The sequence below is a fragment of the Hamadaea sp. NPDC051192 genome, assembly GCF_040682475.1.
Taxonomy (GTDB): domain Bacteria; phylum Actinomycetota; class Actinomycetes; order Mycobacteriales; family Micromonosporaceae; genus Hamadaea; species Hamadaea flava.
Map to the genome: position 1 here is coordinate 13,449 of NZ_JBFBAZ010000009.1, position 21,758 is coordinate 35,206.

The window sequence follows — 21,758 nt, forward strand, 5'->3', positions numbered from 1 at the left end:
CACCGCACGACACAGCAGGCCCCGCCGATCGGCGGGGCCTGCTGCATGAGCTATCTACAACCTCAGTCGGCGAGGGTGACGATCGCCTGCGCCCACTTGAAGTGCTTCTGCTTGGCCAGGTCGCGGACCGTCTTGATGCCGAACGCCTTGTCGAGGTACTCGGCGTCCTCCTTGGTCAGACCCTCCAGCGCGGTGACGGGGGCGTCGGCGAGCTCCTGCGCGCTCTTGCCCTCCCACTGCTTCATGAGCTTCTTCTCGAGTCCCAGCAAGGGATCTCTCCTTACGTTGTGGTTCACGGGGTCGGCGGCGAACCGCCGCGTGGGATGCTATCGCCCGCGGTGTCCAGTCGCGACAGTGCTGCCGGGACTACGACACTCAGGGCGTACGCGCGTCGCGGATGATCTCCCCGTTCTTCATGATCACGGTGAGGTTGGCCGGATCGGCGAGCACGGCGAGATCGGCGAGCGGATCGCCGTCGACGAGCAGCAGATCGGCGTACGCCCCGGGCTCGATCACGCCCAGCGGCCGGGGATAGGGATCGCGCTCGCCCGACAGCGCCAGCAGCTCGGCGTTGCCGGAGGTCGCCATGCGCAGCACTTCGGCCGGGGTGAACCAGCGCCCCATCTTGGCCAGTTGCGCGCCCTGCCGGGTGGCCAGCTTCGGGTCGAACAACGTGTCGGTGCCCCAGGCGACGCGTACGCCGTGCCTGCGCGCGAGTTCGTAGGCGGTGTCGGTGCCCTGCACCATGGTGAGCTGCTTGGCGCGGTTCACCGGGTCGGCCATCGGAATGGCGTCCTCGTCGTCCAGGAACGGTTGCAGGCACCACCAGACCTCTTGGGTCGCCATCTGCGCGGCGGTCTCGTCGTCCAGCAGGTGCCCGTGTTCGATGCACCGCACCCCGGCCCGGATCGCCTGCTGCACCGAGCGCGGCGTGTACGCGTGCACCATGACGTAGGTGCCCCAGTTCTCGGCGGCCTCCACCGCCGCCCGCAGTTCTGCCTCCGTGAACTGCGTGACGTCGAGCGGATCGTGCGGGGAGGCGACGCCGCCGCCCGCCATCAGCTTGATCTGGCTGGCGCCTCGCATCAGCTGTTCCCGGGTCGCTCGCAGCACATCGTCGACGCCGTCGGCGATCGCCGTGACACCGGCCGTCTCGATGAAGGTCAGCCCCTGCTTGGGCAGGTCGTGCGGGGTACGGAAGTCGCCGTGCCCGGAGGTCTGGCTGATGAACGCGCCGCTGGGATAGATCCGGGGGCCGTGGATCAGCCCGTCGTCGATGGCCTGCTTGAGGCCGAAGCTCGGCCCGCCCGCGTCGCGGACCGTGGTGAACCCCCGCAGCAGCGTACGCTCGGCTTCCCGGCCCGCCGCCAGGTAGATGTAGCCGAGGTCGGCCGTGGCCAGCTGTGCCATCGGCAGGCTCGCCATCATGGCGTGCCAGTGGGCGTCGATCAGGCCGGGCATGAGCACCCGGCCGCCGCCGTCGATCACCGTCCCGGCCGCCCCCGCCGCCCCCGCCGCCCCCGCCGCCCCGGCCTTCCCGGCCGGACCGGCCGCCCCGGCCGGACCGCTGCCGGCGTCGGCGGCGTCGAGGCCGGTGACCTCGGCGATGAGGCCGTCCTCGACGACCACCCGTGCCGGCGCCGACAGGTTCTCCTGCACGCCGTCGAAGACACGGACGTTGTCGAAGATCAGCCGCATGCTGTCGAGTGTCTCGGCCACTTGCCGATTTGTCCGGCGAATCGGTGAGTTCGTGCCGCAGGTGCGGTGCGGATCTCCGGAGTGGCCGATACCTGATCTTGCGGCTGTGAGGTATCCAGCCCTCCGGAGGTCATCACGGACCCCGGGACGATCACCGGCGGCGGGCGGCGACGTGCCAGATCGGACGGTCGGGCCGGACCAGCCGAGCCGGCGGTGCCGGGACGAGCCCGCTCGAACCGAGGTCGGCGGCCAGGTACGCCGACGCGTCCCAGCCGTGCCCGGCCAGCCAGCGCACCGGATCGGCGCTGGCCCCGACGAACGGCGAACCCCGGTCCTGCATGTACGCGAGGAACTCCGCGTTGGCCGGTTCGTCGGCGTACGCCGAGTCGGGGATGTCGAGGGCCAGCCGTGAACCTTCGGCGGCGATCGAGCCGAGCCGGTCGAGCAGCAGATCCGCCTCGTCGGCCGGGAAGTAGTAGAACAGGCCCTCCACCAGGAACACCGCCGGGCGGTGCGGGTCGAGCCCGGCTGCGGTGAGCCGCTCCGCCCACGGCGTACGCAGATCGACGTCGACCGCAACCTGCCCGGCCGGGCTGACGCCGGCCCGGGCCAGGGTCGCGATCTTCGTCTCGACCTGGCCCGGCAGGTCGGCCTCGTACACCGTGGCGCCCGGCATCGGCAGCCGCCACGGCCGGGTGTCCGAGCCGGAGGCGAGGATCGCGACCTGGTCGACGCCCGAGCCGAGCGCCTCGGCGATCACGGCGTCGCCGAAGCGCCCCCGGGTGATCACCACCTCGTTCGGGCCGCCCAGCTTCGCCAGGTACGCCACGAGCGCCTCGGAGCCGCCCAGCCGTTCGGCGTACGGGTCGACCAGGTAAGCGTCGGGTTCGGTGGACTCCCGGTGACGGATCACCGCCATCCAGTCGCTCGTTGTGCGTACCGCCGAGGCATTCTCGACCTGGTCAGCCACGTAGCCGAGCCTATCGGCGCGGCCCGCCCGGGGTGGTCAGGACGCGGAAGCCGACGGCGCGGGAAGGGTCGGCGAGGCCGGCTGGGTCGGCTGGGCAGGCGGCCACTGGCGCTGCTCGTTACGCGGCTGGTCGCGCCGCTGGCGCTGGCGGTCGTGCCGGTCGTGGCGGTCGTCGAACTTGGAGTGGTGCCGGTCGAACCGGTCGTCGCGGCCGCCGAGGTGATGACCGGCGGCGAAGCCGACGCCGACGCCGATCACCCCGCCGAGGACGAGCCCGGCGACGCCGATCGCGGCGAATTGCAGTGGACGGCTGGCGAGCAGCGGCGAGCGAGTGGGTGCGGCCGGCGGTGCGGGCTGAGCCGGTGATGCGGGCTGAGCCGGCGGTTCGGCGGCGGCCGGGGTGGGTTCTTCAGGGGCGGTCATGTCAGAAACCTGTGCCTTCTACCTCAAAGGAAGCTCAGAAAGGTAGAACCATTGTCCGCCTTCCCGCCGGAACTCGCTGTTCTCCTCCAGAACCCCGCCGGCGTAGTGCGCCTTGAAGTGCACGGTCGCGGTGGTCTCGAACAGCGATCCGCCGGTCTGCCCGAGGATCTCCAGGCGGGTGTAGCGCGGGCCGCCGGTCAGGTCCAAGCGTCGCGGCCGGCTGCTCGCATGCCAGGTACGCAGCAGATACGCGGTGTCGCCGCGGACGAAGGCGGTGAACCGGGACCGCATCAGCAGCTCGGCGGTCGGCGCGTCGGCGTGCTGCCAGCGCCCGCAGCAGTCGGCGTAGGCCGGGCCGAGGCCGCACGGGCAGGATTTCATGCTGTCCATCGTCGCAGGATCATGGTCACAATGGGCGTGGGGGTGATCGATGTGGCGCGTGCCATCTGGACCGGTGTCATCAGCTTTGGCCTGGTCTCCGTCCCGGTCGAGTTGTTCTCGGCGACCAAGGAGCACGAGGTCTCGTTCCACCAGTTCCAGCGGGGCACCAACGACCGGATCCGCTACCTGCGCGTCAACGAGCGGACCGGCGAGGAGGTGCCCTACGGCGACATCGTCAAGGGCGCGGACGTCGGCGAGGGCGAGCACGTCCTGATCGAGAAGAAGGAGCTGGACGAGATCGCGCCCGGCCGGTCGAAGATCCTGGACATCCACCAGTTCGTCGACCTCGACGAGATCGACCCGATCTTCTTCCAGAAGACCTACTACCTCGGGCCGGGCAGCGACGAGACGATCAAGACGTACGCCCTGCTCAGGGATGCGATGGCCGAGACGAATCGGGCGGCGATCGCCACCCTCGTCATGCGCAGCAAGGAGTACCTGGCCGCGATCCGGGTCGACAAGGATCTGCTGGTCCTGGAGACGATGTACTTCGCCGACGAGGTCCGCGCCCCGGCCGAGGTGATCGAACGGCTGCCCGGCAAGGTCCGCAGCACGTCGCAGGAGCTGCGGATGGCCGGTCAGCTCATCGACTCGATGACCGGCGAGTGGCAGGCCGGCGACTTCCGCGACACGTACACCGATCGGGTGAAAGACCTCGTCGAGGCCAAGCGATCCGGGGCCGAGGTGGTCTCCGAGGCCAAGGCGCCGGAGGCGACCAACGTCATCGACCTCATGGACGCGTTGCGGCGCAGCGTCGAGAAGGCGCGCAAGGACCGCTCCGGCTCGGCCGAGCCCGACGCGTCGACGGAGGTGCCGCTGGCGGACATGAGCAAGGCCGAGCTGCTCGACATCGCCCGTGACCTGGACATCTCCGGTCGCTCGTCGATGAACCGGCAGGAGCTGGAGAACGCGATCGGCCAGCAGCGCAAGGCCGCCTAGCCGGTCAATCTCGCTATGCCGGCGGTCATGAGGCCACGCGCGAGTTCCGCGCGGGCGGCACGCTCGTCCTCGGTCAGGGTCACCGGTTCGCCTGCGCGCCGCCGCGCGATCTCCTCGCGCAGATCATCTGGTACGCCGAAAGCAGTGAGCCGCTCGATCGCCTCGCTCTTGGTGATCAACCGGGTCTCCGTGACCGTCGCGTCGACCCGGGCGAGGGTGATCAGCCCGAGGTCGACGTAGAGGTCTTCCCGCCACAGTCTCGGTTTGGCGACCGCCCGGCTCCAGTAGCCGGTGAGTTCGGCGCGGGCGGCCGCCCGGAGCGCGGCGTCGTCGACCGGCGGGATCACCTCGGCCGGCGGGGGACCGTAGACGGTGATCCCGCCGCGAAGCAGTTCGGCCCGGGCGATCCCGCTGACCGCCCGCCGATACAGTTCCCCGTACGCCCAGTAGTGGTGCTTCCGGTCCAGGTCGGCGGCCTTGTCCCGGACCAGGTACGCGCAGTGGAGCCGCTCGTCGTCGATCGCCTCGTGCAGCTCGGTCACCTGACGGCGGCGAGTCCGGTCGAGGTCCCGGTCGACGACGGCGATCACGTCGAGGTCGCTGACGCCGGGGCGGTAGTCCCCGAACGCCAGCGAACCGCCGACGTAGAGGCCGACGACTCCGGCGAGGTCGCGTACGCGGTCGCCGAAGCTCGGCACGAGCGGGGCCGGGGTGAGCCGATCGTCCATGCCCGCATGATCTCTCACAGCAGGGCCGGCTGCAGCGCCCCCTCCAGCGTCAGCAACTCCCGTTTGCGGTCCAGGCCGCCGGCGTACCCGGTGAGCGAGCCGTCCGCGCCGATGACGCGGTGGCAGGGGCGTACGACCAGCAGCGGATTCGCCCCGACGGCGGCGGCGACCGCGCGGACGCGGTCCCGGGGTACGCCGACCCGCTCGGTCAGCTCCCCATAGCTGATCGTCTCCCCGTACGCGATCTCGTCGAGCGCGGCCCACACCCGTTGCTGGAACTCCGTTCCGGCCGGGGCGAGCGGCAGGTCGAACGTCGTCCGGTCGCCCGCGAAGTACGCCGTGAGCTGCCGGAGTACTTCGTCCGGTGGTTCGGTGGCGTGGGCGCCCGCGGTCGCGGCCCCGCCGTGGTCGCCGAAGCCGATCCGGGTCAGCGCGCCGTCCTCGGTGGTGACGGTCAGCGGTCCGAGCGGGCTGTCCATCGTGCTCTGCGTCTTCGTCATGCTTCAACGTTATGGCTGCCTCGGCCGGATGGCTGGCGGGATTCGGTCGTGGTGTCGCGCGCTGATCATCGGCCTTCGGGCTGAGTTGTCCACAGGGGGTACCGGCGGTGGCCGAGGTCGCCTACGGTCGCACGCATGGCGCAGTTCTTCGATATCTACGGCGGCCTCCGTCACGACTTCCCAGCCGACTTCCCGGCCGGCTCGCCTGCGTGGGTGCGCTGATGCGCGACATCCTGCGCGGCATCGTCGCCGTGATCTTCGTCGTGCTCCTCGGCGGCACCGCCATCACCGGCGCGACCGATTCCTCGGCGTACGCCGACGTCAAACCCGGCGGCCTCATCGCGCCCCTGCTCGTGTGCGGGATCGGCGCGGTCGGCTTCGCCGTCCTCGCCTGGGCGGCGATCGGGCTGACCGCCGGGGCGTCCCCCACCCGGGCCCGCTCGGCGTACGCGGCCGCGAAGGCGTTCGTCCCGATCATCGCGGCGGCCGGGTTCGGCGCGGGCGTCATCACCGCGGTGGCGTACGGGGAGGCGGAGCATCTGCTGACCGCCGCGTGGAGCACCGCGCTCGTGCTTCTGGCGTACCTGCTGACGTTGCGCGGGCAGCGGAAGAGCGTGGCGCGAGCGGCCCAGGCGGGCGGCCTCACGGCGAAAACGAGCTGACCCTTCCGCAGCAGTCGGGCATGATCGTCGCATGACGTCACCGCTGGCCGTGGGCGGCAATCGCGCCCGCTGGGAGGACCTGCCGCAGAGCGTGCATGCCGTGATCGAGCAGGCGGCGGGCGCGCGGGTGATCGGGGCGGTCAGCCAGCCGGGCGGATTCTCCCCGGCGATGGCGTCGGTGCTGACGCTGGCGGACGGGCACACGGTGTTCGCCAAGGCGGTGACCGAGGAGCGCAGCGAGTACGCCGCCGCCGCGATCCGCCGCGAGGCCGACATCCTCGCCGGACTGCCGCCGCAGGTGCCCTCGCCCGCGCTGATCTGGGGCGGCGACCACATCGACGAGGCCGGCGACTGGGCGATCATGGTCACCGAGGCGGTCGACGGCTGGACGCCCGCGCAGCCGTGGCAGCCGGACGAGCTGCGCCGATTCCTCGACGCGGCGACCGTGCTCGCGGACTCGCTCACCCCGGCGCCGTTCCACGCCCCCGCGCTCGCCGAGGACGCCGACTTCGCCGAGAACTGGGCGGACCTGACCCATCCCCGGCAGGCCGAACTGGCCGAGCTGGAGTTCGGCTGGGCCGCGGCGACCGAAGGCGACGCGTTGCTGCACGGCGACCTGCGTGCCGACAACTTCCTGCTCACGACCACCGGGTTCGTGGTGGTCGACTGGCCCGCCGCGTGCCTGGGCGCACGCTGGCTCGACCTGATCGTGAGCCTGCCCAGCGTCGCCATGCACGGCGGCGGCGACCCCGAGGCGCTGTGGTCGGCGCATCCGCTGAGCCGCGAACCCGATCCGGCGGCGGTCGACGCGGTCCTCGCCGGGCTCGCGGGGTACTTCCTGGCCCGTGCGGCCGAGCCGCCGGTGCCGCTGCTGCCGACGCTGCGCGACTTCCAGCGCGCTCAAGGAGAGGTGGCGCTGCGCTGGCTGAGCGGCCGTCGCCACTGGTCGTGACGGTTTTCGGGACCCGTGGACTAGGCCGAGCCGGCCCCGACAATCGCCGAGCCGGTGTCTCGTACGCCCGCCACGGTTGAGCCGGCCGGTCTCGCGCCTGCGGCGGTTGAACCGTAGGTGAAGCCGCCCAGCACGGTCACGATGTCCCGGCCGATCCGGTCGCGATGCCCGGTGTCATGCGCCAGGTACGCCTTCGCTGTGCGTACGCCGGACCAGCTCGCGTAGAAGCTGACCAGCCCGTCGGAAGCGAGTCCGCCGCTGGCGTAGAACGGATGCGACCGCCCGGCGTTGTCCACGGTCCCGTCGGCGATCTGCACCCAGCGCAGGGTGGCCGGGTCGAGGGTCTCCTTGTCGGCGTCGAGCGCCACGTAGAGGTCGGCCCGCCCGTCCGCGGCGACGCTGTGCGACCGGACCTTGAACCGGTAGTGGCCGAGCAGCCCGCCGAGGTAGAAGAACGAGAAGTCGGGGAAGGCCCGGTCCAGCGTCGCGCGGAAGTCGTCGTCCGGGATCTGCGAGTACGCCAGCTCGGCCAGTCCGGCTCCGCCGGCCTGGGTGACGTGCCCGCCGACGGTCTGCGTGGGGGTAACCGGCCAGCCGTGCGGCCCGCTCGGCGCGTACGCCGCCACGATGGGAAAGGTTGCCATGCGGCCATTCGACCGGAGGTGATGTTGCCTGGCCGTAAGCGTCCGCGATGACGCCGGGGCAACATCGGACAGGTCCGGCGTGATTGACTGGCGATCATGTCAGGGAAGCCACGGGGAGGCACGGCATGGTGGATAGGTCAGCGCTGAACGCGGCGGACGCGGGCACCTGGACCCTCGGGGACCGGGTCGTGAACCGGCTCGGCTTCGGCTCGATGCGGCTGACCGCCGACCCGGATCCGCAGACGGCGATCGGCCTCCTGCGGCGGGCGATCGAGCTGGGCGTCAACCACATCGACACGGCCGCGTACTACTTCGACGCTCACTACGCGACGGAACTGATCCGGGCCGCGCTCTCGCCGTACCCGGACGAGCTGGTCATCACGACGAAGGTCGGCTTCTTCCGCGACGACGCCGGCGACTGGCACGAGGCGAACAGCCCAGCGGCGCTGCGGGAGCAGGTCGAGGACAACCTGCGCCGCCTCGGCCGCGACCGGCTGGACGTGGTCAACCTGCGCATCATCCGGCGTCCGGGCCGCGACTCGATCGCGGAGTCCTTCGGCGCCCTGGCCGAGCTGCGGGCCGAAGGCCTGATCGGCGAGCTGGGCATCTCCAACGTCCGCGTGGATCACCTCGACGAGGCCCAGGCGATCGCGCCGGTGGTCTGCGTCCAGAACAACTACGCGATCGACAATCACGGTGACGACGAACTGTTGCGGGTCTGCGGCTCGCGCGGTGTCGCGTACGTGCCGTTCTTCGCCATCGCCGGCTCCGCGCGAGAAAGCGGCGCGACCTCCGAGCACAGCGCGGCGGTGGCGGCGGTCGCGGCGCGCCACGGTCTCTCACCTCATCAGGTACGCCTGGCGTGGACCCTCCACCAGGGCAAGAACGTGCTGGCGATCCCGGGTACCTCCGACCTGACGCATCTGGAGCAGAACGTCGCCGTGGCCGGGGTCCGCCTCACCGACGCCGACCTCGCCGAACTCGCCTGACGCCCGGCTACTGCTCCGGCGGAAGACGGTCCGCCCGCCGCGTCATACCCGGCTACGGCGCCGGCGGGAGTCGGTCCGCCCGCCGTGTCGTGAGGTCCACCGAGAACGCGTCCGGCAACTGGAGCGCCGACCAGAAACCGCCGGGGTCGGCGAGCCCGATCGCGGCGGTGAGCCAGAGCGTCAGCGCCATGCCGTGGCTCGCCACGACTAGCGGCCGAGAACCCGCCCGGGCTCGCCAGTCCGCCACGGCGTCACCGAATCGGGTGACGACGTCGGCGGGCGATTCCCAGCCCGGATGCGCGACGCCCTTAACGTACGCGAGCCGCCGCGCCCGGAAGTCTCCGTCGTAGGGCTCGTCCCGGCGTACCTCGCCGAAGCGGTCGTCCACCCTGACGTCGCCGCTCGGCTCCAGCGTCTGGCGGGCCTTCGGTTCCGTACTCGCGACGAGCAGAGCCCCAGGTGGGAGCCGTCGCCGGAGGTCGATCGCAGCCGTCTGCCCGGCCGGGTCCAACGGCCACTCCTCGGCCGGCTGCTCCGGCCCGTACGCCGGCATCGCGTGGCGTACCAGGATCAGCCGGGTCCGGGCGGGGCTGAGGATCGGCGTCGGCGGGTCCCCCATTCGGGGAAGGGTATCCGGACGATGCTGGAACCCGACTCCCTGCGTGGCCGCACGGCGGTACCGATCATCGGCGGCCCCGGCCTACCGTGCTCGCTGTGGACGAATCTGCGCTGGTCACAGCATTGTCGCGGGGTGACCGGGAGGCGCTGAGTTCCGCGTACCGGAAGTACGCCGGCCGCCTGCAGGCGTACGCCTGGCGCCTGCTCGGCGACACCGAGGCCGTGGACGCCGTCGTCCAGGACACGTTCGACCAGGTCGGCTGGCATGCCGACGAGCTGCGCGACCCGCATCGGCTGCGGGCCTGGCTCTACGCCATCGTCCGGCTGGAGTGCCGGCGGCGCGTGCGTACGCTGCCTCATCAGGCCGGGGGCGAGCTGCGGCCGCTGGAAGCGGACGGGATCGACCCGGCCGCGGCCACGCGATCGGCGTACGCGGTGGAACTCGTCCGGACGGCGATGGCGACGCTGACCGGCCGGGAGCACGAGGTCGTGGAGTTGTCGGTGCGGCACGGACTCGCGGCGGCCGAGATCGGCGCGGTCTTGTCCATCTCGCCGACCCGGGCGTACGACCGGGCGAAAGAGGCGCGGGCGCACCTGGAAGACGCCGTGGACGCGCTGATCGCGGTGTCCGACGGCCGGTGCCGCCTGCTGCACAGCCTGTCGGGCTGGTCGGGCCCGCTCAGCCGGCACCGGATCCGCCGGGTGGCCGAACACGTGGCGGACTGTGGCGCCTGCCGGGCGCTCCGCCGGGAGCTGCCGTCGGGCGCGAATCTGCTCGCCAAGTACGCGAGCCTGCCGTTCGTGAACGCGTCGACCTGGCTGGCGCTCCGTGCGACGCCGGACTGGGAGCCGCGGTGGAGCCGGAGCACCGGTTTTCCTCAGCCGCCGGTCAACCGGACCCGGCGCGTGCTGGTCGCGACGACGGCGTTGGCTGTCGCGATCGGGCTGGCCGGTGGCGCGCTGCGGCTCACCGGGGGTCCGCCGGCCGGCGCGACCGCGCAGCAGACTCCGTTGCCGACGGCGTCCTCCTCGCCGAACGGGACGGCGACACCGAGCCCGGCCGGTTCCGCGTCACCGTCGGCCACGATGTCGCCGACGGGCTCCGTGACGGGCTCGCCGACGATCGCGCCGTATCTGCCGGGCAGCCCGTCACCCGGTGCTTCGGCCGGCGGGCAGCCGCAGCGGGAGCCGACCTCGTCCCCGTCGCCGACGATCGTGCGGCCGCCCCTGACGGTCGGCGCCGCCGAGAGCGCCACCTGCGGAGACAAGGGCCGGTTCGTGTTGTCCGTCACCGTGGCGGCCGACGCCGATCTCCGGTCGGCGACGTTGACCTGGCGGTCGGGGGACACCCGGATCGCGGCGATGTCGGTCGACCAGGCCACCGCGTACACCGAGGTGTGGTCGGCGAAGCCACGCGCCCCGATCACCTGGTGGGTCACGGTGACCAGCGCCGACGGCCGCACCGCCAGCACGGCGGCCGTGACGACCCCGCACCCGTGCGTCTGAAGCTCGGGGGTTCTCCCGGGTCGCGCCGTGAGCGAGATGAGTTACGGTGTGAGCCCATGGGACTGCTGGACCGGCTCGTCGGAGCGCCGCGGGACAGGTTCGCCGCCAAGGCGGTGCGGATCGCGCGGCGAGTGCCTGGCGTCACCCGCGTGCGGTACGACCGGGCGCAGTTCGCCGTGGTCGTCGAGCGTCCCGCCCGGCGCACCCCGACCTGGATCTACCTCACCAACGTGTACGCCGAGACGCAGGGCGCGACCCGGGCCGAACGCCGTCGGGCGCTGCTCATGGTCGTCCGCAGTGTCACAGGAGCGCCCGAGGTGCCCGACACCTGGGAAGCGGTGCGGCCGCGGTTGCGCCCGGTGTTGCGAGCGGCCACCTTCGGCCAGGCCGGTACGCCGGGGATGCAGCCGCCGATCTCGCGCGCGGCGCTGCCGCATCTGCGGGAGCTGATCGTCGTCGACATGCCCGACTCGATGGCGTACGTGTCGCCCGCGAGCGTCGAACGCTGGGGTGTCTCGGTCGAGGAGATCTTCCGCGCCGCCCACGAGAACCTGGCCGCGCTGGCCGAGCGTACGCTGCGCAGCGAGTTCGAGGCGGGCGCGCTGATCCGGATGGTGGACAGCGGCGACGGCTACTTCACCTCGCTGCTCCTGTCGCCGGGCTGGCTCGCCGAGATCACCCGCCGAGCCGGGGACAAGGTCGTGGCGTTCGTGCCGAACTACACGAACATGGTGCTGTGCCCGGTCGGCAGCGGGGCCATCGGCCAGCTCTACGAGATCGTCGAGCAGGAGTACGGCGACGCCGTCCGCAGCCTGTCGCCGGTGGGCTACGTCGCCGACGACTACGGCCGGGTCGTGCCGTACGCGCCCGCGCCGGACGAGCCGGATCACCTGCCCGCCCGGCGGGCCGAGGTGATCCTCGCCGTCACCGAGTACGCCGCCCAGACGGCCTGGCTGGGTTCGCAGTACGCGAACGCCGGCATCGAGGTCTTCGTCAGCGGCCTGCTCGCCGACGTACGCCCGGAGTCGCCCGCGATCACGGTGGCGACCTGGTCGGACGGCATCGCCCAACTGCTGCCCCGTGCGCACTACGTGCTGTTCCAGCGGGCCGACGAACCCGGACCGCTGGTGCCGTGGGACGTGGTCGTCGACCGCGTCGGCCTCGAACCCGAGCCGCTGCTCGCACCGGTGCGGTTCCGCGTCGACGGCTGGCCGCCCGCCGAGGTCATGGACGAGCTGCGCGCCCATTCCATCGGCTGAGCCTCAGCCCGCCACTGGCAGCCGCAGCGGTCCGCGGATCGTCGTCGCGTTGCGGCGGCGTACCCGCCCGGCCAGGCGCAGCCCGGGACGGCGTTCCGCCAGGACCTGCAATGCGATCGTGGCCTCCAGCCGGGCCAGCGGCTGGCCGACGCAGTAGTGGATGCCGCTGGAGAACGCGAGGTGGTCGACGGATCGCTCGCGTTCCAGGTCGAACTCGCCCGGCCGGTCGTACACCTCGGGATCCCGGTTCGCCCCGCCGATCAGCGTGAACACCCACTGTCCCTTGTGGATGACCTGGCCGTCCAGGTCGACCGGCTCCAGCGCGACCCGCGAGGTCCGCTGCACCGGCGGGTCGTAGCGCAGCGCCTCCTCGACCGCCGTCGGCGCCAGGCCCGCGGGGTCCTCGCACAACGCGCGCCACTGGTCCGGATTCCGTTGCAGCGCGAGCACCGCGTTCCCGATCAGATTCGTCGTGGTCTCGAAACCGGCGATCAGCAAGAGTACGCACATCGGCAGAACCTCCGCTGGTTTGATCTGATCGCCCTCCACGGCGACGAGCCGGCTCACGATGTCGTCGGCGGGTTCGCGGCGGCGCAGCTCGATCAGGTGCTCGAAGAGCGCCCGGAGTCTGGCGTCGTTGGCCTCCAGCCGGGCCGCGTGCCGCAGTCCGCGGATGCCGTCGAGGGCGCTGCCGATGACCATCCCGTACCGGGCGAACTCCTCGGCGTTCGCGTCCGGCACCCCGAGCAGGTCGGTGATCACCGCGATCGGCAGGGGAGCGGCGTACGCCGAGACGAGGTCGAACTCGTCGCCCGCCCGATCCAGCAGGGTATGGACGGTGCGCTCGACGCGCTCGCGATACCCGGCGGTCGCCTTCGGGCTGAACGCGGGCTGGGCGAGCCGCCGAAGCCGGGTGTGGTCCGGCGGATTCATGTCGAGGAACGACAGATCGAAGTCGTCGTAGCGGTTGACCCGCTCGACCGGGCGTACGCCGAACCGCCGGTCCCGCAACACCGAGTCGCAGAGCCGATGGCTGGTCGTCGACAGGTTGCCGAACCGGGTCGGCAGCAGCGGACCGGCCGCCCGCATCTGCTCGTAGATCGCGTACGGGTCCTCCCGGCCGGGTCGTAACCGAAGCCGGGCCAGCGGATCGCGCCGGACGTATCCGGCGGCCACCAGGTCGGCCCGTTGCCGCCACAGCTGAGCGGCGAAGGCGAGGGCACTCACGCGGGATCCTTTCCGAGACCGGTCAGGAAGGTGGACAGGACGAGGTCGGGAGCGTCCGCCGGGGCGAGCTTGCCATTCAGGACGCTCTCGGCGGCCACGTAGATCAGGGAGTAGAACGTCTGCAGCAGCCACCACGGCGGCGCCGTACGCAGCACGCCGTGCGTCTGGGCGCGCTGGAGCACCGCCAGCCCCCTGGCCTCGACGGCCTTCCACCGGTCGTTGATCTCGACGACGTGATCGAAGGCCGGCGTACGCCACAGGAACTCCAGCTGCGGGCCGATCGGGATCATCGCCTCGGCGAGCGTACGCAGTCCGCCGTCAGGACCGTCCGGAATGGACGAGACGGCGCCCTCCCACAGCTCCAGCGCCCGATGCGCGACCGCGTAGAGAAGGTCGTCCCGGGTGGCATAGTGCTTGTGCAGCGTCGTCCGCCCGATCCCGGCCGCCCGTGCGACCTGCGCGAGGGAAGCCGCCGGATCAGTCACCAGAACTTCGGCCGCGATGTCGAGCAACGTCCGAGTCGGAACAATCATGTTCGCGACGGTACGCCGATGTTCCCAATCGGACAAGAGGTCGTCGTCGGCCGGACCGTGGCGGCCAAGATCGAAAGGTAGCCTCCATTCCATGGCCGAATGGGCGTACGTGGACAATTGCCGAGTGGCGCCCGATGGCAGCGCCAGCAAGTACGCGCCCGTGCTGGAGGGCGTCGAACTCGGCCCCGCCGAGGCTCGCTGGGCTGGGCTGGCCGAGAATCAGGCCACTCCCGACGAGATTCTGCTCGACCTCGTCGCGACGGAGAGCCGGTTGGCCCGGATCGTGCTGGCCTACCGGTGGCTGCTGCCACCTGCGATCGCGCGACGGCTCGCCACGATCGCCATCGAGACCAGAGACCCCGGCCTCGTGGCGGCCCTGGCGGAGCAGCGGTACCTGACGGACGACGAGATCTGGGCGCTGATGGACTCGGGGTTCCCGGAAGTCCTGTCGTCGCTCGCGTTCATCGCGGACCCGCCGGACGGACTGCTGGAACGATTGGCCGTGGACGCCGATTCCTCCGTGCGATACATGGTCGCCTGCCGGCCCGGGCTGGGCCGCCCGCTCGTGGAGCTGCTCGCCGCCGATCCGGACGTCGAGGTCCGCATCGCGTTGGGGGGCATCGTCGCCGACCCGCCGAGCTATCAGGCCGAGATCCAGCTCCGGGATCCCGAGTGGAGCGTGCGGGTGGGTGTCGTCACCCATCTTGAGCCCGAGCTGCTTCCCGTGGCGATGGCCGACTCCCATCCGCGAGTCCGGGCGGCTGTAGCGGAACATCCGCAGGTCGCCGATGAACTCCTCGCCCGGTTGGCGGTCGACGAGTCGCCCGAGCCTCGCTGGGCGGCGGCGTTCGCAGGGTGGAGGTCGTGGTCGCTCAGCCCATTGTCGGCGCGACCCGAGTGGCAGCAGCGGTTGGTGGACGATCCAGATCCCCAGGTGCGGTTCGCGATCGTCCGGCGTCTCGATCTCAGTGACGCGGAGCTGCTCACTCGGCTCACCGTGGACGACGATCCGACGGTCCGGGGAGCGGCGAAGGCACGGCTCGGGTGGCATCCGGCCGATCGCCCGACCGACGAATGGAACCTCTGGGATTCTCACGGCGCGCCATCCGTTGACCTGTACGGCAAACGGCAGCTCACGCTCACCGAGCTGGAATGGCTGGCCGGCCGGGCGCCTTACGGTCTGAATGGGCTTGGCCCGACGGCGCTGGCCGGAGCTTCCGAGGAACTGCTCCGGCAATGTGCTGACTCGGCGTACCCGGTGCTGCGGCGTTTGGTGGCCGATGTGAAGGCTCTGCCCGAGGATCTCGCGCTACGGCTCGCCGCCGATCCGGATCCTGCCGTCCACAGTGCCTTCGAGCTTTGCCGGAGCACTTCGCCCGACGTCCTTCGGCTGGTGGCCGGCTGGCCGGAGCCTTGGGTCCTAGCGCTGATGGCCAACCCGCGTACGCCGATCGACGTCCTCGCGACGTTGCCCGGCACGGCCCGGCACATCGCCGCAGACCCCGCCACTCCACCGCGTACGCTCGCCGGGCTGGCCGCCGACCCAGACGTTCCGACCCGGCTCGCGGTGGCCGGCAACCCAAGTTGTCCGCCCGACGTTGTGGCGACCATGGCCTTCACGGAATCCGACCCGAACGTCCTCAGGGTCGTGTGCGGCCGTTCGAGCCTGCCCGTCGAGATCATGCGCGACTTGCTCGCCGTGCCGACCACGGGGCCGAATGGGGTCGGCTGACAAAGCTAGGGGCGCAGGACGAGCTTGCCCATCGTCCGGCGGGCGAGCAGGTCTTCGTGCGCCTGACGGGCATCGGCGAGGGCGTACTCGCCGCCGACCAGCGGACGGATCGCTCCGTCCGCGGCCAGGGTCAGCAGCTCGTCCAGCGGACGCCGGTCGTCGAGGACCGGCCGCAGCCAGAACCCGGCGACCGCGCGGTTGTGCTCGGCCAGCGCCGCCGGGTCCACGGCCGGCCGGCCCTGCCGGGACGCGTTGCCGAAGGTCACCAGCCGGCCGAACGCCCCAAGCGCGGCCAGCGCCTCCGTGAACAGCGGGCCACCGGTCGACTCCAGGACGACGTCCACCGGCCGCCCGCCGTTGGCCGCGATCACGCGATCGGCGAAGCCGTCCGGCGAGCTGTCCACCGTGGCGTCCGCCCCGAATTCGGCCGCGAGCGCTCGCTTGTCCGCTGTGGACGCCGCAGCGATGATCCGCCCGGCCCCGAACCGGCGGGCCAACTGCACGGCAAGCGAGCCGACGCCGCCCGCCGCGGCGGTCACGACCACCGATTCACCCTCAGCCAGCCGCGCGGACGACCGCAGCACGTGCCACGCGGTCATCCCCTGCACCAGCAGAGCCAGCGCCGCCCCGTCGGACACCTCCGGCGGCACCTCGACTGCCTGGTCCTGGGCGACCACCGCCAGCTCAGCGTACGCGCCGCCCGGGAACACCGGCGCCAGCAGCCGCCGCCCGCCCGCGTCGAGCCCGACGACCTCGGTCCCCGGCACGAACGGCAACGCCTGCTGCGCCCGATACGACCCGTCGGTCCGATGCGTGTCCGCATAGTTGACCCCCGCCGCCAGCACTCGCACCAACAGCTGCCCCGGTCCGGCCACCGGGTCCGGCAGCTCCGTGGCCGTGAGCACCTCGGGACCGCCGAACCGGCGTACGTGAATCGCTCGCATGCGGCCACGCTAAGGCCGTGCGGGCGGCCGATCCCATCCCCGCGCGCTCATGCATCGCACCCGCCCATGAACCCCGCTCATGGGCGGTATGGTGCGAACCGTGATCCGCGACCTGCTCCCGCGACTCCCCGATATCGAAACCTTGCGGCAGCGCTGCCTCGCCTTGGCGACGCTGGAGGCGGTGGCCAGCCCCGAGTGGCAGTCCCGGTACTACTCGTTCGACCCGCGATGGGCGGACGGTGAGCAGATGGCGTCGATGCGGAACGGCAGCGGCGACGAGTACTCCATCGTCTTCACCGGCGCGGGCGTCTTCCTTCGTGGCTTCGCGCACGAGTCGAATATGAGCCCAGCCGCCAACGACGAAGAATTGTGGCCCGGCCTTCTCGACGGACTGCCCGGCGTCTTTCAGGCGCAGGCCAGCGAGCCCGCGTTCAGCTACGAGGGGCACCTTGAGGCGACCTTCTGCGCTTGGCGCGAGCACGCCGACGTTCAGTGGCGGACCGGCGAGGTGGTCGACGACCCGGCCGTCCTGTTGCGGGACGGCTCGGAGATGGTCGAGATCCTCTGCGACGGGACCGGCCAGGCGTACCAGAAGTTCGCGGAGGACTACTACGAGCGCCGATTCGACCTGGCGACGATCGCGCAGATCTACGCGGGCCGACCTTTGACCGAAACGATGGTGGCGTCGCTCAACACGGACACCACGCTGGCGGAGATAGCCGACGAAGTCACGGCAATGGGCTATCCCGTCGCGTAAAAGGCGGCCGAAGTTCGCAGACCACGGGCGCACTGCTGGCAAGCGAGGCGGCGGGGCTCGGCCCGGTGCGGCGGAGCGCCGCCGACAGGCGTCAGACACGGCGCTGGACGTGCAGCAGGTACTCCTTGCGGTCGAGCGGATTGTGGTCGATTCGTTGCCGGTCGGGTACCGGGCCGCGTACCGGCTCGTAGTGGGAGAACGCGAACTCCAGCACGCCTTCGCCGCGGGTGAGGCCGGGCAGCGCGAGCTGTAGTTCGTGCACTCGTGCGGCGGGGATCTCGCCGTCGAGCGCACAGGTGTCGCCGCGGAGGGACGGCGTACCGGGGGTCGCGCCGAGCCGGGCCAGTGTGGCCGGGACCGCGGTGAGCACGTCCACCGGGAACTCCAGGTCGAACTGGTGCACCGGTTCGAGGACTTCGGTTCCCGCCTGCCGCAAGGCTGCCATGAGGATCAGCGGGGTGAGGTTGCGGAAGTCCCCGGCCGTGCTCGACATGCTCTTGTCGAACGACCCGTGGGCGTGGCTCTGGCGCGCCCAGTAGCCCGAGTGCGTCATCGTCACGACGATGTCGGTCACCGGCCAGCCGTGGACGCCCTGTTCGAGGGTCTCGTGGACGGTCTCCTCGACCGCCTTGAAGAACGAGTAGGGCATCGAGCCGAGTTCGACGCCGAGCTGGAAGGTCACGCCGCTGCCGGGCTTGCCGGGGTCGACGCGGAGGCCGACGGTCGCCAGGAACGGGTTCGGGTCCTTGGCGATGAACTCCACCGATTCTCCGCTCGCCACCGGCCGCTCGATGCACAGCGTGGTGGTCTCGCGGAACGCCACGTCCAGGGCGTACTGCTCGGCCAGGGTGGTCTGGATGACCTCCTTCTGCACCTCGCCGTACAGCGACAGGAAGAACTCCTGGCGTACGTCGTCCTTGCGGAGGTTGATCAACGGGTCCTGCTCGGCGAGCTGGGTCAGCGCGGTGTGGAGGCGGCCTTGCTGGGCCGGATCCACCGGCACGACCACCGTCTCCAGGGTCGGCGGCGCGAAATGGCCGCCGCTCGATGCCGGCTCCGCGCCCAGGGTGTCGCCGATGCGGACGTCGGTCAGGCCCCAGACTTTCGCGATGCGTCCGGCCTCGACCGAGTTCTGTGGGACTGCGGCGCCGTCGTCGAACACCTGGATCGCGGTCACTTTCGCTTCGGTTCCGCGCACCGGGATCCGGTCGCGGACCCGCAAGCTTCCCGCGAGGATCTGCGTGTACGCGATCTTCTCGCCGTTGCCGCCGCGCTCGACCTTGAACACCACCCCCGACAACGGGGCGTCCACGGTCGGGCACCGCGACGGCAACAACCCCGGCAACGCCGCGAGCAGGGCGTCCACGCCGTCGCCGGTGATCGCCGACCCCGCGTACGCCGCCAGCACCATCCCGGCTTGCGACTGCCGCCGCAGCGAGGCCTCCACCGCGGCATCGGACAAGGTGCCGTCGACGAACGCCTGTAGCAGGTCGTCGTCCTGGCCGGTGAGCACATCCACAGCGGAATCGCCTATGGGCATCGGCACGACCGGCGCACCGAGCCGGGCACGGATCTGCGCCAGCACCCCCGGCACGTCCGCGCCCGTCCGGTCGGTCTTGTTCACGAACACGATCACCGGCAGACCGAGACGGCGTACGGTGCGAAACAACACCCGCGTCTGCGCCTGCACCCCCTCGACCGCCGACACGACCAGCACGACACCGTCGAGGACACCGAGGACCCGTTCGACCTCGGCGATGAAATCCGGATGCCCCGGAGTGTCGATCAGATTCACGACCGTGCCGTCCAGCTCGAACGACACCACCGCCGACTTGATCGTGATGCCCCGGCGGCGTTCCAACTCCAGGGAGTCGGTCTGCGTACTGCCGGAGTCGACACTGCCGAGCACGTCGATCACCCCGGCCGACAGCAACAGCCGTTCGGTCAGGCTGGTCTTACCGGCGTCGACATGCGCCAGGATTCCGAGATTGAGAGTTGGACGAAGAGTAGGCACGAACTGGCATGTCCTTCTGCGGGAACGGCAAGGGCAGCTGAATGGACATGAACGCAGCTCGCATCGGATCTCCAGAAATCTCGGCAACGGGTACGCCGATCAGCGAATCAGACGGCGTACGCGAGTGACAACCGAGTATTCCGGCGGCGCGCCTTGAGTACCCGATATGCCCGCTTTGCTAATAAGGACCTATGCGCGTAAGTAGACGGCTGGTCGTCGTGGCGACCGCCGGTCTGATGCTGGGCCTGACGGCTACCGGCAGTCAGGCGGCCGGTGTCTTCGATCCATTGGTCGGCAACAAGGGTTTCCTGGTCCTGGTCGAACAGGACGCCGACCTGATCGCCCACGAGATCGAGGGGACCGTCGCGATCGGCGGGAATCTCCGGTTCGGCAACGGGTTCACCACGCTGACCCAGAGCACCGAGCCGTTCACCGTGCCGGGCGACGCCGCGCCGACGGCCCTGATCGTCAACGGCCGGGTCGACCTCGCCGGCAGCGCCGCAGGCGGCCAATTCCGGGTGACCGGCGGCGGCTACATGAAGATCGGCGACCTGACCGGCGTGGTCGTGAAAGACGCCGACAACAACAACGCGCCGACGTTGACCCGGCTCGTCCCGATCAATGACTACACCGCCACGCCGAACCTCGAAGTGGCCATCCACCAGGACGCGGTGTCGGTCGGGCCGACCGTTCCGCTGGACGTCGCCGGGCTGTTCCCGACCTACCGGACCATCTCGTCGGAGATGGCCCTGGCGTGCCCGAACAACGTCGTCCTGCGCGACTCGGCGGGCAATCCGCTGACCAAGCCCTACGCGCCGGACACCCACGCGTTCCTGACGCTGACGCCCGGCCAGACGAACATCTTGAACATCACGGCGGCGGATCTCAACAACCTCGCGGAGATCACCTTCACCAACCAGCCGTCGGCGAGCATGCCGCTGATCGTCAATGTGGACACCACCGGCGTAGGTGGGAACTTCGCTTGGGACTCGCCGAACCTGGCCGGGGTCGGCAGCGGGCAAGCTCCGTACATGCTGTGGAACTTCCCGGACGCGACGGCGCTGCAGCACGTCGGCGGGGACTCGCTCGAGGGCACCCTGTACGCGCCCCGCGCCGATTTCGTCGACCTCAACCCGACCAACATCGAGGGCGCGGTGGTGGTGAAGTCGATGGTCATGGGCAGCGGCATGGTGGACGGCGGCGAGGTGCACATGTTCCCGTTCTTCGGGCAGGTCACCTGCGGCGACCTCACTCCGTCGCCGTCGGCCAGCACGGGCACGACGCATCCCACGACCGGGGCGCCGACCACACCGGTCCCGTCGCCGACCGGGCCGACCCTGCCCGATACCGGGCAGCCGATCGTCTACATCGGAGCAACGAGTCTGGGCCTGCTCCTGGCCGGAGCGGCGTTCCTGGTCGTCGGGCGGCGTCGGCGCGACTGGTCACGGTAGCGGCATGCGGTCGCTCTCGCCGGCGGCGACCAGCCCGCCGTCGCAGTAGAGCCGGGCCTGGGCGTACACCGGGCCCGCGCCGGTGCGCAGCAGATCGCTCCAGTGGTAGTCGTAGCAGTACTCGGTGCGGAACGACACCGCCACACCGTCGCTGACCCGGCAGGCCACCACCTCGACCTCGACCGTACGCTCGGACGCCAGGTGGTCGAGCGGACCGAAGCCCCAGAACCGCGACCACGCCGCACCGAAGGTGGGGGAGTACCGCAACTCGACCCGGCCGAGAATCGTCCGCGTGCCGACGAGGGCGATCTTGCGCGCGTGCGCGGTGACGGCGTCCGGCCCGCAGCCGGCCGCGTCGGGATCGACCCCGTCATCGGGCGGCTGATAGGGCCACGGTGAAGCGGCTCGTTCCGGTGTCACCGGCCGCGCCGTGACCTCCAGTCCGGCCCGCACCTCGGCCCAGCGCGTACGCCAGGCCTGCGGGTCGCCGTCGCACGCCTGGACGTAGCCGAGCAGCACCGGCAGCGTCGGCAGCACCCGGCCCCCGGCCGCCTGCGCGAGCGCGGACCGGGAGAAGTGCACGCGTCCGGCCATCGTCCGGTAGCTCGGGCGGCCGGCGGCGGTACGCAACTCCCGTAGTTCGGCGGCGAACCGGCCGAGCAGGCCGCTGCCCGGGTCCAGCGGGCGTTCGGCGCGTCCCATGGCTCCTCCGCCAGATGCGTGCAGCAAAGATCGAGGTATCGAGATTGTCCATGGACATCGGCGCCCTGG

General features: G+C 71.0%; 23 protein-coding genes. 9 read left to right on the forward strand and 14 right to left on the reverse strand.

Features of this window, described 5'->3' with window-relative positions; all coding sequences use genetic code 11:
* Positions 1–62: 62 nt before the first annotated feature.
* From AB0M47_RS05950 to AB0M47_RS05970, 5 genes are all read right to left on the reverse strand, one after another.
* Positions 63–269, reverse strand: a complete 207-nt coding sequence (locus tag AB0M47_RS05950; RefSeq protein WP_253752733.1) for a hypothetical protein — start codon at positions 267–269, stop codon at positions 63–65.
* Positions 270–375: 106 nt separating this feature from the next.
* Positions 376–1,719 (reverse strand): amidohydrolase family protein, encoded by a 1,344-nt coding sequence (locus AB0M47_RS05955; protein WP_363409084.1) that lies wholly within the window; start codon positions 1,717–1,719, stop codon positions 376–378.
* Positions 1,720–1,849: 130 nt separating this feature from the next.
* Positions 1,850–2,668 carry an SAM-dependent methyltransferase gene (locus tag AB0M47_RS05960; RefSeq protein WP_363409087.1) on the reverse strand — a complete coding sequence of 273 codons (819 nt, stop codon included), beginning with the start codon at positions 2,666–2,668 and terminating at the stop codon, positions 1,850–1,852.
* Between the two features lie 36 nt (positions 2,669–2,704).
* Positions 2,705–3,091: a hypothetical protein gene (locus tag AB0M47_RS05965; protein ID WP_363409090.1), complete on the reverse strand. Its 387-nt coding sequence runs from the start codon at positions 3,089–3,091 to the stop codon at positions 2,705–2,707.
* 18 nt (positions 3,092–3,109) lie between these two features.
* Positions 3,110–3,481: a YchJ family metal-binding protein gene (locus AB0M47_RS05970; protein ID WP_363409093.1), complete on the reverse strand. Its 372-nt coding sequence runs from the start codon at positions 3,479–3,481 to the stop codon at positions 3,110–3,112.
* A 42-nt stretch (positions 3,482–3,523) separates the two neighbouring features.
* On the opposite strand from AB0M47_RS05970, the gene AB0M47_RS05975 reads away from it, so the two are divergent.
* Positions 3,524–4,471, forward strand: a complete 948-nt coding sequence (locus AB0M47_RS05975) for a Ku protein (RefSeq protein WP_363409096.1) — start codon at positions 3,524–3,526, stop codon at positions 4,469–4,471.
* Here the strand turns inward: AB0M47_RS05975 and AB0M47_RS05980 are convergent.
* Together AB0M47_RS05980 and AB0M47_RS05985 are read right to left on the reverse strand one after the other, a co-directional pair.
* Complete coding sequence (locus AB0M47_RS05980; RefSeq protein ID WP_363409099.1) at positions 4,468–5,199, reverse strand: nucleotidyltransferase domain-containing protein; 732 nt, start codon at positions 5,197–5,199, stop codon at positions 4,468–4,470. The genes AB0M47_RS05975 and AB0M47_RS05980 overlap by 4 nt on opposite strands.
* 14 nt (positions 5,200–5,213) lie before the next feature.
* Positions 5,214–5,699 (reverse strand): methylated-DNA--[protein]-cysteine S-methyltransferase, encoded by a 486-nt coding sequence (locus AB0M47_RS05985; RefSeq protein ID WP_363409102.1) that lies wholly within the window; start codon positions 5,697–5,699, stop codon positions 5,214–5,216.
* 221 nt (positions 5,700–5,920) lie between these two features.
* Between AB0M47_RS05985 and AB0M47_RS05990 the strand changes: the two genes are divergently transcribed.
* Together AB0M47_RS05990 and AB0M47_RS05995 are read left to right on the forward strand one after the other, a co-directional pair.
* Positions 5,921–6,361, forward strand: a complete 441-nt coding sequence (locus AB0M47_RS05990; protein ID WP_363409105.1) for a hypothetical protein — start codon at positions 5,921–5,923, stop codon at positions 6,359–6,361.
* A 31-nt stretch (positions 6,362–6,392) separates the two neighbouring features.
* A complete protein-coding gene (locus tag AB0M47_RS05995) occupies positions 6,393–7,313 on the forward strand; it encodes a phosphotransferase (RefSeq protein ID WP_363409108.1) in 921 nt (306 codons plus the stop codon).
* Positions 7,314–7,333: 20 nt separating this feature from the next.
* Here the strand turns inward: AB0M47_RS05995 and AB0M47_RS06000 are convergent, their stop codons facing one another.
* Entirely contained in the window at positions 7,334–7,957 is a 624-nt protein-coding gene (locus AB0M47_RS06000; RefSeq protein WP_363409111.1) for a hypothetical protein, read from the reverse strand.
* A 125-nt stretch (positions 7,958–8,082) separates the two neighbouring features.
* Between AB0M47_RS06000 and AB0M47_RS06005 the strand changes: the two genes are divergently transcribed.
* Positions 8,083–8,946 (forward strand): oxidoreductase, encoded by an 864-nt coding sequence (locus AB0M47_RS06005; protein WP_363409114.1) that lies wholly within the window; start codon positions 8,083–8,085, stop codon positions 8,944–8,946.
* 52 nt (positions 8,947–8,998) lie between these two features.
* Here AB0M47_RS06005 and AB0M47_RS06010 read toward each other — a convergent pair whose 3' ends face one another.
* The gene (locus AB0M47_RS06010; RefSeq protein WP_363409117.1) at positions 8,999–9,565 is read right to left on the reverse strand and encodes a histidine phosphatase family protein; all 567 of its coding nucleotides are present in this window, start codon (positions 9,563–9,565) and stop codon (positions 8,999–9,001) included.
* A 95-nt stretch (positions 9,566–9,660) separates the two neighbouring features.
* On the opposite strand from AB0M47_RS06010, the gene AB0M47_RS06015 reads away from it, so the two are divergent.
* Positions 9,661–11,070 carry a sigma factor gene (locus AB0M47_RS06015; protein WP_363409120.1) on the forward strand — a complete coding sequence of 470 codons (1,410 nt, stop codon included), beginning with the start codon at positions 9,661–9,663 and terminating at the stop codon, positions 11,068–11,070.
* Between the two features lie 56 nt (positions 11,071–11,126).
* Positions 11,127–12,329 carry a DUF1444 family protein gene (locus AB0M47_RS06020; RefSeq protein ID WP_363409123.1) on the forward strand — a complete coding sequence of 401 codons (1,203 nt, stop codon included), beginning with the start codon at positions 11,127–11,129 and terminating at the stop codon, positions 12,327–12,329.
* A gap of 3 nt (positions 12,330–12,332) precedes the next feature.
* On the opposite strand, the gene AB0M47_RS06025 is transcribed toward AB0M47_RS06020, so the two are convergent.
* Positions 12,333–13,556, reverse strand: coding sequence for a cytochrome P450 (locus AB0M47_RS06025; protein WP_363409126.1), 1,224 nt, complete (start codon positions 13,554–13,556; stop codon positions 12,333–12,335).
* Entirely contained in the window at positions 13,553–14,089 is a 537-nt protein-coding gene (locus tag AB0M47_RS06030) for a hypothetical protein (protein WP_363409129.1), read from the reverse strand. The genes AB0M47_RS06025 and AB0M47_RS06030 overlap by 4 nt, the downstream gene beginning before the upstream one ends.
* 91 nt (positions 14,090–14,180) lie before the next feature.
* Between AB0M47_RS06030 and AB0M47_RS06035 the strand changes: the two genes are divergently transcribed.
* A complete protein-coding gene (locus tag AB0M47_RS06035) occupies positions 14,181–15,821 on the forward strand; it encodes a hypothetical protein (RefSeq protein ID WP_363409132.1) in 1,641 nt (546 codons plus the stop codon).
* 5 nt (positions 15,822–15,826) lie between these two features.
* On the opposite strand, the gene AB0M47_RS06040 is transcribed toward AB0M47_RS06035, so the two are convergent.
* Positions 15,827–16,765, reverse strand: a complete 939-nt coding sequence (locus AB0M47_RS06040; RefSeq protein ID WP_363409135.1) for a zinc-binding dehydrogenase — start codon at positions 16,763–16,765, stop codon at positions 15,827–15,829.
* A gap of 88 nt (positions 16,766–16,853) precedes the next feature.
* Between AB0M47_RS06040 and AB0M47_RS06045 the strand changes: the two genes are divergently transcribed.
* The gene (locus AB0M47_RS06045) at positions 16,854–17,522 is read left to right on the forward strand and encodes a hypothetical protein (RefSeq protein WP_363409138.1); all 669 of its coding nucleotides are present in this window, start codon (positions 16,854–16,856) and stop codon (positions 17,520–17,522) included.
* A 91-nt stretch (positions 17,523–17,613) separates the two neighbouring features.
* Here AB0M47_RS06045 and AB0M47_RS06050 read toward each other — a convergent pair whose 3' ends face one another.
* Positions 17,614–19,536, reverse strand: a complete 1,923-nt coding sequence (locus AB0M47_RS06050; RefSeq protein ID WP_363409141.1) for a translation factor GTPase family protein — start codon at positions 19,534–19,536, stop codon at positions 17,614–17,616.
* Between the two features lie 191 nt (positions 19,537–19,727).
* On the opposite strand from AB0M47_RS06050, the gene AB0M47_RS06055 reads away from it, so the two are divergent.
* A complete protein-coding gene (locus AB0M47_RS06055) occupies positions 19,728–20,987 on the forward strand; it encodes a collagen-binding domain-containing protein (protein WP_363409144.1) in 1,260 nt (419 codons plus the stop codon).
* Here AB0M47_RS06055 and AB0M47_RS06060 read toward each other — a convergent pair.
* Complete coding sequence (locus AB0M47_RS06060) at positions 20,979–21,689, reverse strand: XRE family transcriptional regulator (RefSeq protein WP_253752694.1); 711 nt, start codon at positions 21,687–21,689, stop codon at positions 20,979–20,981. The genes AB0M47_RS06055 and AB0M47_RS06060 overlap by 9 nt on opposite strands.
* Positions 21,690–21,758: the final 69 nt, after the last annotated feature.

Bases quoted from the DNA above. Each gene is read 5' to 3' on its own strand.
- AB0M47_RS05965 (WP_363409090.1), bottom strand. From the start codon at position 3,091: ATGACCGCCCCTGAAGAACCCACCCCGGCCGCCGCCGAACCGCCGGCT.
- AB0M47_RS05970 (WP_363409093.1), bottom strand. From the start codon at position 3,481: ATGGACAGCATGAAATCCTGCCCGTGCGGCCTCGGCCCGGCCTACGCC.
- AB0M47_RS05980 (WP_363409099.1), bottom strand. From the start codon at position 5,199: ATGGACGATCGGCTCACCCCGGCCCCGCTCGTGCCGAGCTTCGGCGAC.
- AB0M47_RS05985 (WP_363409102.1), bottom strand. From the start codon at position 5,699: ATGACGAAGACGCAGAGCACGATGGACAGCCCGCTCGGACCGCTGACC.
- AB0M47_RS05990 (WP_363409105.1), top strand. From the start codon at position 5,921: ATGCGCGACATCCTGCGCGGCATCGTCGCCGTGATCTTCGTCGTGCTC.
- AB0M47_RS05995 (WP_363409108.1), top strand. From the start codon at position 6,393: ATGACGTCACCGCTGGCCGTGGGCGGCAATCGCGCCCGCTGGGAGGAC.
- AB0M47_RS06000 (WP_363409111.1), bottom strand. From the start codon at position 7,957: ATGGCAACCTTTCCCATCGTGGCGGCGTACGCGCCGAGCGGGCCGCAC.
- AB0M47_RS06005 (WP_363409114.1), top strand. From the start codon at position 8,083: ATGGTGGATAGGTCAGCGCTGAACGCGGCGGACGCGGGCACCTGGACC.
- AB0M47_RS06010 (WP_363409117.1), bottom strand. From the start codon at position 9,565: ATGGGGGACCCGCCGACGCCGATCCTCAGCCCCGCCCGGACCCGGCTG.
- AB0M47_RS06020 (WP_363409123.1), top strand. From the start codon at position 11,127: ATGGGACTGCTGGACCGGCTCGTCGGAGCGCCGCGGGACAGGTTCGCC.
- AB0M47_RS06030 (WP_363409129.1), bottom strand. From the start codon at position 14,089: ATGATTGTTCCGACTCGGACGTTGCTCGACATCGCGGCCGAAGTTCTG.
- AB0M47_RS06035 (WP_363409132.1), top strand. From the start codon at position 14,181: ATGGCCGAATGGGCGTACGTGGACAATTGCCGAGTGGCGCCCGATGGC.
- AB0M47_RS06040 (WP_363409135.1), bottom strand. From the start codon at position 16,765: ATGCGAGCGATTCACGTACGCCGGTTCGGCGGTCCCGAGGTGCTCACG.
- AB0M47_RS06045 (WP_363409138.1), top strand. From the start codon at position 16,854: ATGGTGCGAACCGTGATCCGCGACCTGCTCCCGCGACTCCCCGATATC.
- AB0M47_RS06055 (WP_363409144.1), top strand. From the start codon at position 19,728: ATGCGCGTAAGTAGACGGCTGGTCGTCGTGGCGACCGCCGGTCTGATG.
- AB0M47_RS06060 (WP_253752694.1), bottom strand. From the start codon at position 21,689: ATGGGACGCGCCGAACGCCCGCTGGACCCGGGCAGCGGCCTGCTCGGC.